This window comes from Rhizobium leguminosarum bv. trifolii WSM2297, from assembly GCF_000271845.1.
The window spans coordinates 4,106,138-4,119,779 of the sequence record NZ_JH719395.1 but is presented as its reverse complement, the minus strand read 5'-3'; the positions used below and the strand labels follow the sequence as shown (position 1 = coordinate 4,119,779).

General features: G+C 62.0%; 11 protein-coding genes. 6 read left to right on the top strand and 5 right to left on the bottom strand.

Annotation, left to right across the window (positions count from 1 at the left end; all coding sequences use genetic code 11):
- The first annotated feature begins 60 nt into the window (after positions 1-60).
- Entirely contained in the window at positions 61-2,514 is a 2,454-nt protein-coding gene (locus tag RLEG4DRAFT_RS35145; protein ID WP_003583983.1) for a glycoside hydrolase family 2 protein, read from the top strand.
- A gap of 267 nt (positions 2,515-2,781) precedes the next feature.
- On the opposite strand, the gene RLEG4DRAFT_RS35140 is transcribed toward RLEG4DRAFT_RS35145, so the two are convergent.
- The gene (locus tag RLEG4DRAFT_RS35140; protein WP_003583982.1) at positions 2,782-3,174 is read right to left on the bottom strand and encodes a PRC-barrel domain-containing protein; all 393 of its coding nucleotides are present in this window, start codon (positions 3,172-3,174) and stop codon (positions 2,782-2,784) included.
- Positions 3,175-3,423: 249 nt separating this feature from the next.
- Here RLEG4DRAFT_RS35140 and RLEG4DRAFT_RS35135 point away from each other — a divergent pair, with 249 nt between their 5' ends.
- The 3 genes from RLEG4DRAFT_RS35135 (at position 3,424) to otsA (ending at position 8,969) form a co-directional block, all read left to right on the top strand.
- Positions 3,424-5,124 carry a long-chain fatty acid--CoA ligase gene (locus RLEG4DRAFT_RS35135; RefSeq protein WP_003583980.1) on the top strand — a complete coding sequence of 567 codons (1,701 nt, stop codon included), beginning with the start codon at positions 3,424-3,426 and terminating at the stop codon, positions 5,122-5,124.
- A gap of 137 nt (positions 5,125-5,261) precedes the next feature.
- On the top strand, positions 5,262-6,887 hold the full coding sequence (gene pgi / locus RLEG4DRAFT_RS35130; protein ID WP_003583978.1) for a glucose-6-phosphate isomerase: 1,626 nt from the start codon (positions 5,262-5,264) through the stop codon (positions 6,885-6,887).
- A 690-nt stretch (positions 6,888-7,577) separates the two neighbouring features.
- Complete coding sequence (gene otsA / locus RLEG4DRAFT_RS35125; protein ID WP_003583976.1) at positions 7,578-8,969, top strand: alpha,alpha-trehalose-phosphate synthase (UDP-forming); 1,392 nt, start codon at positions 7,578-7,580, stop codon at positions 8,967-8,969.
- Positions 8,970-9,023: 54 nt separating this feature from the next.
- On the opposite strand, the gene RLEG4DRAFT_RS35120 is transcribed toward otsA, so the two are convergent.
- The 3 genes from RLEG4DRAFT_RS35120 to RLEG4DRAFT_RS35110 all read right to left on the bottom strand — a co-directional run bounded on the left by RLEG4DRAFT_RS35120 (position 9,024) and on the right by RLEG4DRAFT_RS35110 (position 11,432).
- The gene (locus RLEG4DRAFT_RS35120; protein ID WP_003583974.1) at positions 9,024-9,950 is read right to left on the bottom strand and encodes a carbohydrate kinase family protein; all 927 of its coding nucleotides are present in this window, start codon (positions 9,948-9,950) and stop codon (positions 9,024-9,026) included.
- Positions 9,951-10,012: 62 nt separating this feature from the next.
- Positions 10,013-10,702, bottom strand: coding sequence for an orotate phosphoribosyltransferase (locus RLEG4DRAFT_RS35115; RefSeq protein WP_003583973.1), 690 nt, complete (start codon positions 10,700-10,702; stop codon positions 10,013-10,015).
- 76 nt (positions 10,703-10,778) lie between these two features.
- Entirely contained in the window at positions 10,779-11,432 is a 654-nt protein-coding gene (locus tag RLEG4DRAFT_RS35110) for a TetR family transcriptional regulator (RefSeq protein ID WP_003583971.1), read from the bottom strand.
- A gap of 100 nt (positions 11,433-11,532) precedes the next feature.
- Here RLEG4DRAFT_RS35110 and RLEG4DRAFT_RS35105 point away from each other — a divergent pair, with 100 nt between their 5' ends.
- Together RLEG4DRAFT_RS35105 and RLEG4DRAFT_RS35100 are read left to right on the top strand one after the other, a co-directional pair.
- Positions 11,533-12,357 carry an NmrA family NAD(P)-binding protein gene (locus RLEG4DRAFT_RS35105; RefSeq protein WP_003583969.1) on the top strand — a complete coding sequence of 275 codons (825 nt, stop codon included), beginning with the start codon at positions 11,533-11,535 and terminating at the stop codon, positions 12,355-12,357.
- Between the two features lie 2 nt (positions 12,358-12,359).
- A complete protein-coding gene (locus RLEG4DRAFT_RS35100) occupies positions 12,360-12,842 on the top strand; it encodes a DUF1772 domain-containing protein (RefSeq protein ID WP_003583967.1) in 483 nt (160 codons plus the stop codon).
- A gap of 206 nt (positions 12,843-13,048) precedes the next feature.
- Here RLEG4DRAFT_RS35100 and RLEG4DRAFT_RS35095 read toward each other — a convergent pair whose 3' ends face one another.
- Positions 13,049-13,585, bottom strand: coding sequence for a glyoxalase superfamily protein (locus RLEG4DRAFT_RS35095; RefSeq protein ID WP_003583966.1), 537 nt, complete (start codon positions 13,583-13,585; stop codon positions 13,049-13,051).
- Between the last annotated feature and the right edge of the window lie 57 nt (positions 13,586-13,642).

The window sequence follows — 13,642 nt, the reverse complement described above, 5'->3', positions numbered from 1 at the left end:
GCCACCCTTCCAACCCACACATCATCCCACAGCTTCCAGCGGCATGAACCAGGAGCCCGCATGATCGAGAAGACCGAGCTCAATTCCGGCTGGACGCAGACCTGTAACGATACAGCAAGGTCCAGCCTGCCTGACGCAATCCCCGCGACGGTGCCGGGATGTGTGCATCTCGACCTTCTCGCCAGCCGGCTGATCCCCGATCCCTATATCGACGTCAACGAGATCACCAACGACTGGATCGGCAAAACCGACTGGACCTATCGCTGCAGCTTCGAGGCGACGGCTGATGATGGCAGGGTGCGGGAGCTGGTCTTCGACGGGCTGGATACGGTCGCGGTCATCGTGCTCAACGGCGAAGAGATCGGCCGCAGCTTCAACATGCACCGCACCTACCGTTTCGATATTTCCAAGCTGCTGAAACCCGGCGCCAACGAGCTCACCGTCACCTTCCACTCCGCCTATGCCTATGGCGCCGAGATGGAGAAACATTACGGCTACCGTCCCAACAACTATCCGGGCCCTGGCAATCTGATGCGCAAGATGGCCTGCAATTTCGGCTGGGACTGGGGGCCGACGCTGGTGACTTCAGGCCTCTGGAAGCCGGTGCGGCTGGAAAGCTGGCAGCGGGCGCGACTTGCCGAGACACGGATATCGGCAAGCCTTGCCGGCGGCGACGGGCTGGTGAAGATCCATGCCCGGCTGGCGCGGCAGGGCAATGACGCTCCGTGCCGGCTTATCGCGGCAATCGGCGGCGTGACGACGACGGTGACGATCGCCCCTGGGGAAGACGAGGTTGCCTTCGAGCTTGCCGTGCCCTCGCCGCAGCTCTGGTGGCCGCACCATCTCGGCGCGCAGCCGCTCTATCCGCTGACGCTTGAGCTGATCGACGATGCCAGCGGCGATCGGCTCGATGCTCATGAACGGCAGCTCGGTTTCCGCTCGCTCAGGCTCGATACATCAGCCGACGAGCATGGCTCAGCCTTCACCTTAGTCATCAACGACGTGCCGCTGTTCATCGCAGGCGCGAACTGGATTCCGGACGATTGTTTTCCCTCACGGGTGACGGCCGAGCGCTATGCCGCGCGGATCGAGGAGGCAAAGAGCGCCAATATCCACATGCTGCGCGTCTGGGGCGGCGGCATCTTCGAGCGCGACGAATTCTACGAGGCCTGCGACCGCATGGACATGCTGGTCTGGCAGGATTTCCTGTTTGCCTGCGCCGCCTATCCGGAGGAGGAGCCGCTGAAGAGCGAAGTCGAGGCAGAGGTGCGCGACAATGTCGTGCGGCTGATGCCGCATGCCAGCCTGATCCTCTGGAACGGCAACAATGAGAATATCTGGGGCTTCGACGAATGGGGCTGGCGGCCGATCATCAAGGCCGACGAAAGCTGGGGGCTCGGTTATTATCTCGACTTGCTGCCGAAACTCTGCGGCGAACTCGATCCCGACCGGCCCTATTATCCCGGCAGCCCCTATTCCGGCTCGATGGAGATCGAACCCAATACCGACGGACATGGCTGCAAACACATCTGGGACGTCTGGAACGATGTCGGCTACGAGGTCTACCGCAATCATATCCCGCGCTTCTGCTCCGAATTCGGCTGGCAGGCGCCGGCGGCCTGGGCAACGATCGAAGAGAGCGTGCACGATCAGCCGCTGACGCCGCAATCGAACGGCGTCTTCCATCACCAGAAGGCAACGGGGGGCAATGACAAGCTGATCCGCGGCCTTGCCGGCCACTTGCCGGAACCCAAAATGATGGACGACTGGCACTTCGCCACCCAGCTCAACCAGGCCCGCGCCATCCGCTTCGCCATCGAGCACATGCGGTCGCACCGGGATATCTGCAAGGGTGCAGTGGTCTGGCAGTTCAACGACTGCTGGCCGGTGACCTCCTGGGCGGCACTCGATTCGGCCGGGCGCCGCAAGCCGCTCTGGTATGCGCTCAAAGCCGCCTATGATCCGAGGCTGCTGACGATCCAGCCACGCGGTGATCGCCTTGCGGCAGTCGCGGTCAACGAACGCACGCTGTTCTGGCGGGCCAGGATTGCCGGCAAACGTTTGAAGCTCGACGGCACCGTGCTTACCGAATTCGAATTCTGGCGCCTGCTCTGCGACCGCTTCGAAGCCAAGGAATTTCCGCTGCCGAGCGACCTCGTCAGCCCCGGCTTACCGAAGGACGAGGTGGTTGTCGTCGAGATGCTCGACAGGCGGGCCTTTCATTATTTCGTCGAGGATATCGAACTCAACCTGGCAGCACCACGGCTGGCGGTCGATGTCACGCAGATCGAGGGCGGTTATGCGGTCAGGGTGACCGCTCAGAATTTCCTCAAAGATCTCTGCCTGATGGCGGATCGGCTCGACCCGGATGCCGTCGTCGACACGATGCTGGTGACGCTGCTGCCGGGCGAGAGCCACGTGTTTGAGGTGAGGACGGCGAGGACGATTAGGGCAGCGGATATCATGATCGGTACGGTGTTGCGCTCGGTCAATGACCTTGTTGCGGGGGAGTAAGAGGTCGCGCATCCGGTCTCTACCTCCCTCATTCCTGTGCTCGTCACAGGAATCCAGCCACCGCGCGTCCGCGCGGTGAATGACTCATGTAACGGCAAAGGGTTTCTCGCGCCCAAGACTTGGGCGGATTGGATTCCTGTGACGAGCACAGGACTGAGGGAACCAATGGGCCCTCGTCATGCCAAGAGGCCAATATGAAAGCCTTCACTAGACACCAAAAGGCCCCGCATCCCGCGGGGCCCTTCCAGTTCGGCCTATCGAACGACGTTACATCCAGTAGGGCGGCACGCCATAGTAGTCGTAGACCCGGCGGCCATTATCGTTGTACCAGGTGTCGTCATCGTCCGAATAGCTCGGGGCGCCTTCGATCTGTTCCTTGGTCAGGTCGATGCGATAGCCATCCAGCTGGGTGTCGTAGTTCAGCTTTTCCCAGGGCAGCGGATAGTGATCGTGGCCGATGCCCAGGAAGCCGCCGAAGCTCAACACGGCATAGGCAACGCGGCCGTCAAGCTTGCCGATGATCAGGCGTTCGATCGAGCCGATGTGCCTGCCGTCGGGGCCATAAACGCGGGTGCCTTCGACCCGGTCACTGGCGATCAGTGAATGCGTGCTTGTTTTATTCGGGTCGCGGCGGTTGGCGTCGGTCTCCTGATTCAACATTGTGCACCTCCTTTTGGTGTTTCCTCGGTTTGGGGATGCAAGATCAACGTCATGGCGGACTCAAAGTTCCGTCTTCGGCACGATTGCGCCACCGGCGATTATTGACGTTTACGTCAAGGTTAGTATAGCTTCAATCTCGGCTTGAACCGTTCAGGCAATGGCATAAGCTGCCGGACTGGAAGATGGAGGATCCTTCAGTCGATTCCCGGCGCAATGCCGGCACGGCGGCCGCAAGGGAGAGAGGATAAGATGAACAGCATTTCCGTCCATCCGAATGGCGCCAAGCCCGAGAAGCCCTGGCTTGCCGCCTATCCGGAAATGGTTCCGGCCGAGCTTCCACCGCTGGAACACGCCTCGCTTGCGGAACTGCTGGAAAAATCCTGCGCCCGTTATGCCGACCGTACCGCCTTTTCCAGCATGGGCAAGGCAATGAGCTACCGCGAGCTGGAAAGCCAGACGCGCAAGGTCGCCGCCTGGCTGCAGAGCACCGGGCTTGAAAAGGGCGATCGCGTCGCAGTGATGATGCCGAACGTCTTGCAGAACCCGGTCGCGACCTACGCCATCCTCAGGGCCGGCCTCATCGTCGTCAACGTCAACCCGCTCTATACGCCGCGCGAGCTGGAACATCAGCTGCGCGATTCCGGCGCCAAGGCCATCTTCGTGCTGGAGAATTTCGCCCGCACCGTCGAGCAGGTTCTGAACAAGACCGACATCCGCCACGTCGTCGTCACCTCGCTCGGCGAAATGCTGGGACCGAAGGGACTGATCGTCAATTTGCTCGTGCGCAAGGTGAAGAAGCTCGTTCCATCCTGGTCGATCCCCCAGCATAAGAGCTTCAGCCAGGTGCTGCGCGAGGGGGCGAAAAAGCCGCTGCAGCCGGTGACGCTTGCCGGCAGCGATATCGCCTTCCTGCAATATACCGGCGGCACCACAGGCGTTGCCAAGGGTGCGGTGCTGACGCATGCAAACCTGCTTGCCAACAAGCTGCAGCTGTCGCTCTGGCTCCGATCTGCCTTCGAGCGCAAGAAGCAGCCGGAGGTGCTGAATTTCCTCTGCGCCCTGCCGCTCTACCACATCTTCGCGCTGACGGTGAATTCGCTGATGGGCATGTCGCTCGGCGCCCGCAACATCCTGATCGCCAATCCGCGCGACATTCCCGGCCTCGTCAAGGAATTCGGCAAGTCCGATGTGCATATCTTCCCCGGCCTCAACACGCTGTTCAATGCGCTGATGAACAATGCCGATTTCGCCAAGCTCGACTTCTCCTCGCTGATCATGTCGCTCGGCGGCGGCATGGCGGTGCAGCGCCCGGTCGCCGAACGCTGGCTGAAGATTACGGGCACTGCGGTAACGGAGGGCTACGGGCTTTCCGAAACGTCGCCGGTTGCCACCGCCAACCGCTTCGATTCGCCCGAATTCACCGGCTCGATCGGCCTGCCGATGCCCTCCACCGATCTCGATATCCGCGACGAGGACGGCCATTCGCTGCCATCAGGCGATGTCGGCGAGATCTGCATCCGGGGGCCGCAGGTGATGGCCGGCTATTGGCAGAAACCAGAGGAAACGGCGCGGGTGATGACCGCCGATGGATATTTCCGCTCGGGCGACATGGGTTTCATGGACGCGCGCGGCTACACCAAGATCGTCGACCGCAAGAAGGATATGATCCTGGTCTCGGGCTTCAACGTCTATCCGAACGAGATCGAGGAAGTCGCCGCCATGCATGCCGGCATCCTCGAGGCCGCAGCCGTCGGCGTGCCGGACGGGCATTCGGGCGAGGCGGTGAAACTCTTCGTGGTCAGGAAGGATCCGAACCTGACGGAGGCGGAGGTGAAGGCTCATTGCATCGCCAACCTCACCAATTACAAACGCCCGCGTTTCATCGAGTTCCGCACCGAGCTGCCGAAGTCGCCTGTTGGTAAGATCCTGCGCAAGGACCTGCGCGGCTGAATTTGACAGCTTTATGAAAATGAGGGCCATCCGTTCGCGCGGGTGGCTTTTTTCATATTGGAACGGCGGCTGAACTTGATTTGCGCCCGATAAAGCGAATAGTTTCCGCAACCTTTCCGCCTCCAAAGGAGCCTCCCATGAACGCCATCGTCGAACAGCTGAAAAGCACCGCTGATGCCACCAAGGCAACCGATATCCGTGCCGCTTTCGCAGCCGATTCCGAGCGCTTTGCGCGCTTTTCCGTCCGGCTTGACGACCTGCTGATGGATTTTTCCAAGACGGCGGTGAATGACGAGATCCTCAAGCTGCTGGTCAAGCTTGCCGAAGAGGGCGGTGTCGAAAAGAAGCGCGAGGAGATGTTCTCCGGCAAGGCGATCAATTTCACCGAAGACCGCGCCGTGCTGCACACGGCGCTGCGCAACCGCTCCAACACGCCGGTGCTGGTCGACGGCAAGGACGTAATGCCCGACGTCAACGCCGTGCTTGCCGCCATGGGTAGGTTTGCCGACGATATCCGCTCCGGCACGCTGAAGGGCGCCACCGGCAAGGCGATCACCGATGTCATCAATATCGGCATCGGCGGCTCGGATCTCGGTCCTGTGATGGCGACGCTGGCGCTTGCCCCCTTCCATGACGGCCCGCGCGCGCATTTCGTCTCCAACATCGACGGCGCCCATATCGCCGACATCCTGAAGCTGGTTCAGCCGGAGACGACGCTGTTCATCGTCGCCTCGAAGACCTTCACGACGGTGGAGACGATGACCAATGCGCAGACGGCGCGCAAGTTCATCGCCAAGGCGCTCGGCGAAGCCGCCGTCCAGCACCACTTCGCTGCCGTCTCGACGGCGCTCGACAAGGTTTCCGCCTTCGGCATCGACAGCGCCCGCGTCTTCGGCTTCTGGGACTGGGTCGGCGGCCGCTACTCGATCTGGTCGGCGATCGGCCTGCCGCTGATGATCGCGGTCGGCCCGGACAATTTCGGCAAATTCCTCGACGGCGCCCATGCCGTCGACAATCATTTCCGTAAGGCGCCGATTACCGAGAACCTGCCGATGCTGCTCGGCCTGATCGGCTTCTATCACCGCAACGTGCTCGGCTATCCCACCCGCGCCATCCTGCCCTACGACCAGCGCCTGTCGCGCTTCCCGGCCTATCTGCAGCAGCTCGACATGGAGTCGAACGGCAAGGGTGTGACCATCGACGGCACCCCGGTCGAGGGCAATTCCGGCCCGGTCGTCTGGGGCGAACCCGGCACCAACGGCCAGCACGCCTTCTACCAGCTCATCCATCAGGGCACGAGCATCATCCCGGCCGAATTCATGATCGCCGCCAATGCCTTCGAGCCGGAACTGCGCCACCAGCACCAGCTGTTGATCTCCAACGTTCTCGCCCAGTCGGAAGCGCTGATGAAGGGGCGTACCTTCGCGGAAGCCAAGAAGCAGCTGACCGATAAGGGCATGGCCGACAAGAAGGCCGATTTCATCGCCCCACATCGCGTCTTTACCGGCAACCGGCCGTCGATCACCTTCGTCTACGACAAGCTGACCCCCTACGCGCTCGGCCGCCTGATCGCGCTTTACGAACACCGCGTCTTCGTCGAAGGCGTGCTCTTCCGCATCAACTCCTTCGACCAGTGGGGCGTCGAACTCGGCAAGGAACTGGCAACAGGCCTGCTGCCGGTCGTCGAAGGCAAGGAGAGTGCTGCGGGCCACGATTCCTCGACGCAGGGCCTGGTTGCGGCACTGGCGAAGCTGGCGAAGTAGGCGCTCAAGATTGCCCCTCACCCGGCCCTACCGGTTGGCGTGAGGGGACTGCCCTGCGAAAAATGAGCGAGGAACGGCGACGGCCGCCCCAAATCTCTTCTCCCCTCGGGGAGAAGGTGCCGGCAGGCGGATGAGGGGGCCGCGGGGCACAAGTCTTGCCTAACTCATTTCTGCCGCTAAGCCGACAACCGCCCTGGACGCACACCTGCTGGGCGTTGGAGAGGCCGGCGTTACCGGCCCCCTCATCCGCCCTACGGGCACCTTCTCCCCGAGGGGAGAAGAGGGAATCGCGACGTTGCAGCTTGTCCCTTCGCCCCGTCAGAACCGGGAGAAGGTGCCGGCAGGCGGATGAGGGGCAGCTGCCAACATCGTCATAACGGCAGCAAATGACGAAGTGACATCTGCGGCCCCGGCCCATCGCCGTCGTGCGAAAATCGGATTGAACGTTCTTCTAATAGAATATTTTAGAATGAATTCTTTCAATTCGCGGCAAACGCCCTAGATTCAAGCAAATTCCGTGTAGTTCCGACGACATGGCTTGCCATGCCGGGGAACGCGCTCCATTTCATTGTTCCGCTGGCGCTTGCACCGGGCTACCGCGTCCGGATCAAGGTCCGTGTCAAATTCGGGAGATTGCCCGAGACGCTCGTCACATAGCGTTTCACGCTCCATCGTCTCCAAAGGAAGTTCATGAGCCGTCTTATCGTCGTTTCCAATCGTGTCCCCATTCCCGCCAAGGATGGGAGCGCCTCCGCCGGGGGACTCGCCGTGGCATTGCAGGCAGCCCTGGAAGAGCGCGGCGGCATCTGGATGGGCTGGTCGGGAGAATCGAGCGGGGACAGGGAGCCCGGCCCGCTGTCGCAGCTGCTCAGGGGTAACATCACCTACGCGCTGACCGATCTCACCGACACCGACGTCGAGGAATATTATCGCGGCTTTGCAAACCGCGTTCTCTGGCCGATCTGCCATTACCGCCTGGACCTCGCCGAATATGGCCGCAAGGAAATGGCCGGTTATTTCCGCGTCAACCGCTTCTTCGCGCATCGTCTGGCGCCGATGATCGAGCCGGACGACGTCATCTGGGTTCATGATTACCACCTGATTCCGCTGGCCGCCGAACTGCGCCAAATGGGGCTGAAGAACCGGATCGGCTTCTTCCTTCACATTCCCTGGCCGCCGGCCGACATTCTCGTCACCATGCCCGTCCATGAGGAAATCATGCGCGGCCTCTCCCATTACGATCTCGTCGGCTTTCAGACGGACTACGACCTGCAGAACTTCGCCGGCTATCTCAGGAGGGAAGGCATTGGCGACGACCTCGGAAACGGATTGTTCGATTCCCACGGGCGGATCTTCAAGGCCGGCGCCTATCCGATCGGGATCGAGACCGCGGCCTTCGCCGAATTCGCCGAGAAAGCCGCAAACAATATCATGGTGCAGAAAACCCGGCGCAGCATTGAAGGCCGGGATATGATCATCGGCGTCGACCGGCTCGACTATTCGAAGGGGATCATTCAGCGGCTGGAGGCGTTCGAACGCTTCCTCACCGACAATCCTGCCTATCAGAACAAGGTCACCTATCTTCAGGTCACGCCGAAATCGCGATCGGAAGTGCCCGAATACGAGCATATGCAAAAGATGGTCGCCGAACAGGCTGGCCGCGTGAACGGCGCCATCGGAACGGTCGACTGGGTGCCGATCCGTTATGTCAACCGATCGATCAGCCGCAACGTGCTCGCCGGCCTCTACCGCCTGGCGACGATCGGGCTGGTCACGCCGTTGCGCGACGGCATGAACCTCGTCGCCAAGGAATATGTTGCCGCCCAGAACCCGGATCGCCCGGGCGTCTTGGTGCTGTCACGCTTCGCCGGCGCGGCGCGGGAGTTGAAGGGTGCGCTGCTTGTCAATCCTTACGATGTCGAAGGCACAGCCAATGCGCTCGCCAGGGGCCTTGCCATGTCGCTTGAGGAGCGCCGCGACCGCTGGAGCATGATGATGGAACACCTGCTCTCTCACGACGTCTCGCTTTGGTGCGAAAACTTCTTGTGGGATCTGGTGACCGTTCCCGATCTTCGACCGTAGCGTGGCTCCCCGGACAGTCTGCTGATCGATCGGTGCCACCCCTACCGCGATGCTTTAAAGCCCGATCTCACGCGCCCAGGGCGGGTTGGCGCCGGCCCGCGATACGGTGACGGCGGCGGCTTTGGCGCCGAGCGTCAGGGCGTTGCGCACCGCCTGTTCGTCGAGCGTGGCGACTTGGCGCTTGGTCAGCAGGCCATCCATTTTCAGCGACGCCAGCACGCCGGCATCGAAGGTGTCGCCGGCGCCGACCGTGTCGACCACCGTCACCCGCTCGCTCGGCACCGTCACCTTGCGCTCGCTGGTATAACCGGAGGCGCCTTCCGCGCCCTTGGTGATGACGACGAGCTTGGCGCCTTGGGCGAGCCAGTGGGCGGCGAGCGCATCATGGTCGCCCGAAAGACCGAACCAGTCGAGGTCCTCGTCGGAGAATTTGACGATGTCGGATTTAGCCGCCATGCGCTTGATGCGAGCCATATGCGCCTGCTTGTCCTTAATGAAACCGGGGCGAATATTCGGGTCGAGCGAGATGACACGCTTTTCTGCTTCGCGGTCGAGCAGCGCTTCGTAGGTTTCGCCGCAGGGGCTCGGGATCAGGCTGATGGCGCCGAAATGCAGCGCTTCGCAATCATCGCCAAGCGTCGGCAGGTCGGCCTCGGTGATCATCCGGCCGGCCGTTCCCTCGTCGTAGAAGGCATAGGTCGCCTGGCCGTTGACCAGCTTGACGAAGGCGATCGTCGAGGGGCGCTGGGTGATGGCGCATGGGCTGTAATCGACATTGCTCGCTTTCAGCGTCGCCAGCAGGATTTCGCCCATCATGTCATCGGCAATGCCGGTGAAAAAGGCGGTGGGAATGCCGAGCCGGCCGAGCGCGATGGCGGTATTGAAGATCGCGCCGCCGGCATAGGGCGCAAAGCCCTTTTCGCCAAGGGTCGTATCCCTCGGCAGCATGTCGATCAGGGCTTCGCCGCAGCACAAAATCATCGGATTCCTCCCAACAGGACGTCTATGTTCATCAATCGATTTGGCGAGCTTTTGTCAACTGGCTAGAGCGAAAGCTCACTGACCCCACCATTCCTACCCGACCAGGCGAGCGGCGCATCGAGGAAGGCCTCGACCTCGGCGAGCGTCTTGTCGTCGAACAGCTTCTGCTCCTTGGCGACCGCCAGCACATTGCGCCAGGTGGCGATGTGGTGCAGCCGGACCTTGCCCTCGGCAAAACGCTGGTTGCCGAAGATGCCGTAAAAGAACAGCGCGATGCCGTGGTCGACGATGCCGCCAGCGGCACGGACGGCATCGATGAACTTGAACATGCTGCCGCCGGCCGTCGTCAGATCCTCGATGACCAGCACACGCGAGCCTTCCGGCATGTTGCCTTCGATCTGGGCATTGCGGCCATGGCCCTTCGGCTGCTTGCGGACATAGATCATCGGCAGGCCAAGGCGGTCGGCAAGCAGGGCGGCGAAGGGGATGCCGGCAGTCTCGCCGCCGGCGATGCAATCGAACTGCTCGAAACCGGCATCGCGCAGCAAGGTGCTGGCGGCGAAATCCATCACCGTCGAGCGGATGCGCGGGAAGGAGAGCAGCTTGCGGCAATCGATATAGACCGGGCTCGCCATGCCGGAGGCAAGCTTATAGGGCTGGGCAGCGTTGAAATGCACCGCCTTGATTTCCCAGAGCATCTTGGCCACCAGTTCGGCCATCACGGCGCGGTCGGGAAACGTGGTCTGGATCATGCGGCTCTCCTTCGGCTTTGCGTCTCTGCGGCAATAGCAGCAAGAGCCCGCAGTTTCCAGACAGAAGACCGGCCTATCACTGCAACAAGCGACCGATATCGGGTCCCTGCATCTTCTTGAACAGGGCAATGGCGGCATCGCCCTCCTCCGCATCCAGCGAAACGGCATAACGCACCGCGGCGGCGAGCAGCTGCATCGTCAGCCGGGCGATTGCCAGAAGCTCCTTGCGGTCACGATCCGGCCACAGGCGGAGGAGCACGGCGAGAAATGCCTGGGCATGGAATTCCATGTCCTCGGCATCGATCTGCTGCAGCAGCTTGTCGGTATGGGTCGCATGCCAGATGTCGCGCATGACAGGCTCGCGGCGGAAGAAGGCATAATATTCGTCGGCAATGGTGGCGAGTGCGCCGGTGAGCGCCGCAGCGTCGGTCACCTTCGCCAGCTCCGCTTCCACGCAGCGCCTGCCCTCCTCGTTGAAGCGCTCGGCCAATGTCCGGATGATCGAGCTCTTGTCGGGGAAATATTGGTAGAGCGCGCCGAAGGAGAGACCAGCCTTTTCGACGATCTCGCTCATCTTCAAGCCGTCGCTGCCATGGCTTTCGATCAGCTCGGCGGCCACAGCGAGGATCTTTTCGAAGCGCTCGCGGCCGCGCTGCTGGCTGGGGATCCGCCGCGGCTGGCCGCTATGCTGCTGATTGCGCCTGCGCGTTGCGACCGGCTGATCCGACATGCGTCTCTCCTCTGGCGGTTGACAAATAAAATAAGAGAGATTATCTCTTTTTGCAAATAAGAGAGTTTCTCTTGTTTTAATCAGGGAAGGAGCTTTCGACATGCTGAATTCCGAAATCGTCCTCGTCGGTGGATCGGGAAAGACCGGCGGCCGCATTTTCAAACGCCTGGAAGCGCGCGGCCTGAATGTGCGCGCGGCATCGCGCTCGAGCGCCCGTCCGTTCGACTGGGAGGACAGGTCGACATGGCGCGGGGCACTAGAGGGAGCATCGAGCGCCTATGTCGCCTTCCAGCCGGATCTTTCCGTCGCCTGGGCGGCCGAGGCGATCGAAGTGCTTGCAAGGATCGCGGTCGAATGCGGCCTTGACCATATCGTGCTGCTCTCCGGCCGTGGAGAGGAAGGCGCGCTACGGAGCGAAGCGGCGCTGAAAGCCTCCGGCATCGGCACCACCATTCTGCGCGCCTCGTGGTTCTGCCAGAACTTCAGCGAGGGCGCGTTTCTGGAACCGCTCCGTGCCGGCAGGCTGCAATTGCCGGCAGGCGAGATCCGCGAACCGTTCCTCGATGCCGACGATATTGCCGATGCAGCCGTCGCCGCCCTGACTGATCCCAGGCATCGCAACAAGACCTACGAACTGACCGGGCCGCGAGCTCTGACATTCCGGCAGGCGGTCGCCGAAATCGCCGAGGCCGCCGGGCGGCCGATCGCATACGAGCAGGTGTCGATGGCCGATTTCACCGGCGGGCTTGCCGCCGCCGGCCTGCCGCAGGGGGTGATCGAGCTTCTGGAAGAGCTGTTCGGCCAGGTGCTCGACGGCCGCAATTCCAGCACGATGAGCGGCGTCACCGAAATCCTCGACCGTCCCGCCACGGATTTCAGCCAATATGCTCGCCGGACGGCGGCCACCGGAATATGGAGCGCCTGACAATGCAGATCGTCCTGATCCTCTCGCTCGTCGCCGCGGCGATCGGCAGCGGCCTCGTCGCCGGCATCTTCTTCGCCTTCTCGACCTTCATCATGACCGCCTTCTCGCGCATCCCGGCCGAACAGGGCATTGCCGCGATGAACTCGATCAATGTGACGATCGTCCGCTCGCCCTTCATGGCGCTTTTCGTGCCGACGGCAATCCTCTGCCTGGTCATCACAGTACTGGCGCTGATGAACTGGCGCGGCGGCGCATCCGCGCTGATGCTGGCAGGTGCCGCCCTCTATGTCTTCGCCTCCTTCCTCTCGACCATCATCTTCAACGTGCCGATGAACGATGCGCTGGAAAAGGTCAGCGGCGGCGGAGCAGAGGCGGCTCAGCTCTGGGCGACCTATCTCAGGGACTGGACATGGTGGAACCATGTGCGGACGATCGCCTCGCTGCTTGCCTCGGTCGCTTTCGTGCGGGCGCTGATGGTTATCTAGGAGGGGCGCGAGCTACGCGTCTCTTCTCCCCAGCGGGGAGAAGGTGCCGGCAGGCGGTTGAGGGGGTGAGCGGCAAAGCCGCGAATGCTCAGAGCAAAAGCGAAGAGCAATGAATGGCTTCGGGCCACCGCCCGGGGTTGAGCCACGGGTCTCAACCCGTCCTTCTAACCCCCGGCGGGGAGAAGAGGGAGTCCAACCGCCCCCGCCTACCTCTGCTCGCAGAAGACGATGCGGTTGCTGAAGGGATCGATGACGGTCATCTCAAGTCCCCACGGCGCCTCCTCCACGCCGGGGTTCATGTAGGGGTAGTCCTTGCCGGCAAGTTCGGCGTGATAGGCCCGCACATTGGCGACGCGGACGAAGGCTCTTGCGCCGGGGCTGGCGTCGCCGGAATGCTCGCTGAGGTGCAGCGCCATGCCGTCGCGTGAGACCTGGCAATAGAGCGGGCTGTTTTCGCCGAAGCGATGCTCCCAATCGAGATGGAAACCGAGGAAGCCGCAATAGAATTCCATCGCCTTTTCCACGGAGAAGATGCGGAAGATCGGCATCGGCGGCTCAATGCCGATGGCAGAGCGAGGAGCACCCGCTTCCTCTATCTTTGCGGCGAGGATATTCCATTGCTCGAGCCCGAACTGCCGGGCGACGATTTCGAGCGTCTCGCTGTGGGTGAGAGAAATGTCGCGGTCGGCAAGGGCCTGCCGCAATGTCTTTGCCATGAGCTTGGCATCGCGAAAATCGCGCATCATGTCATCCTTCCGTTGGCGGCAAACAGGACGATCAGTGCCCGCGTCTGCTGACCC

Bases quoted from the DNA above. Each gene is read 5' to 3' on its own strand.
- RLEG4DRAFT_RS35145 (WP_003583983.1), top strand. From the start codon at position 61: ATGATCGAGAAGACCGAGCTCAATTCCGGCTGGACGCAGACCTGTAAC.
- RLEG4DRAFT_RS35140 (WP_003583982.1), bottom strand. From the start codon at position 3,174: ATGTTGAATCAGGAGACCGACGCCAACCGCCGCGACCCGAATAAAACA.
- RLEG4DRAFT_RS35135 (WP_003583980.1), top strand. From the start codon at position 3,424: ATGAACAGCATTTCCGTCCATCCGAATGGCGCCAAGCCCGAGAAGCCC.
- pgi (WP_003583978.1), top strand. From the start codon at position 5,262: ATGAACGCCATCGTCGAACAGCTGAAAAGCACCGCTGATGCCACCAAG.
- otsA (WP_003583976.1), top strand. From the start codon at position 7,578: ATGAGCCGTCTTATCGTCGTTTCCAATCGTGTCCCCATTCCCGCCAAG.
- RLEG4DRAFT_RS35120 (WP_003583974.1), bottom strand. From the start codon at position 9,950: ATGATTTTGTGCTGCGGCGAAGCCCTGATCGACATGCTGCCGAGGGAT.
- RLEG4DRAFT_RS35115 (WP_003583973.1), bottom strand. From the start codon at position 10,702: ATGATCCAGACCACGTTTCCCGACCGCGCCGTGATGGCCGAACTGGTG.
- RLEG4DRAFT_RS35110 (WP_003583971.1), bottom strand. From the start codon at position 11,432: ATGTCGGATCAGCCGGTCGCAACGCGCAGGCGCAATCAGCAGCATAGC.
- RLEG4DRAFT_RS35105 (WP_003583969.1), top strand. From the start codon at position 11,533: ATGCTGAATTCCGAAATCGTCCTCGTCGGTGGATCGGGAAAGACCGGC.
- RLEG4DRAFT_RS35100 (WP_003583967.1), top strand. From the start codon at position 12,360: ATGCAGATCGTCCTGATCCTCTCGCTCGTCGCCGCGGCGATCGGCAGC.
- RLEG4DRAFT_RS35095 (WP_003583966.1), bottom strand. From the start codon at position 13,585: ATGCGCGATTTTCGCGATGCCAAGCTCATGGCAAAGACATTGCGGCAG.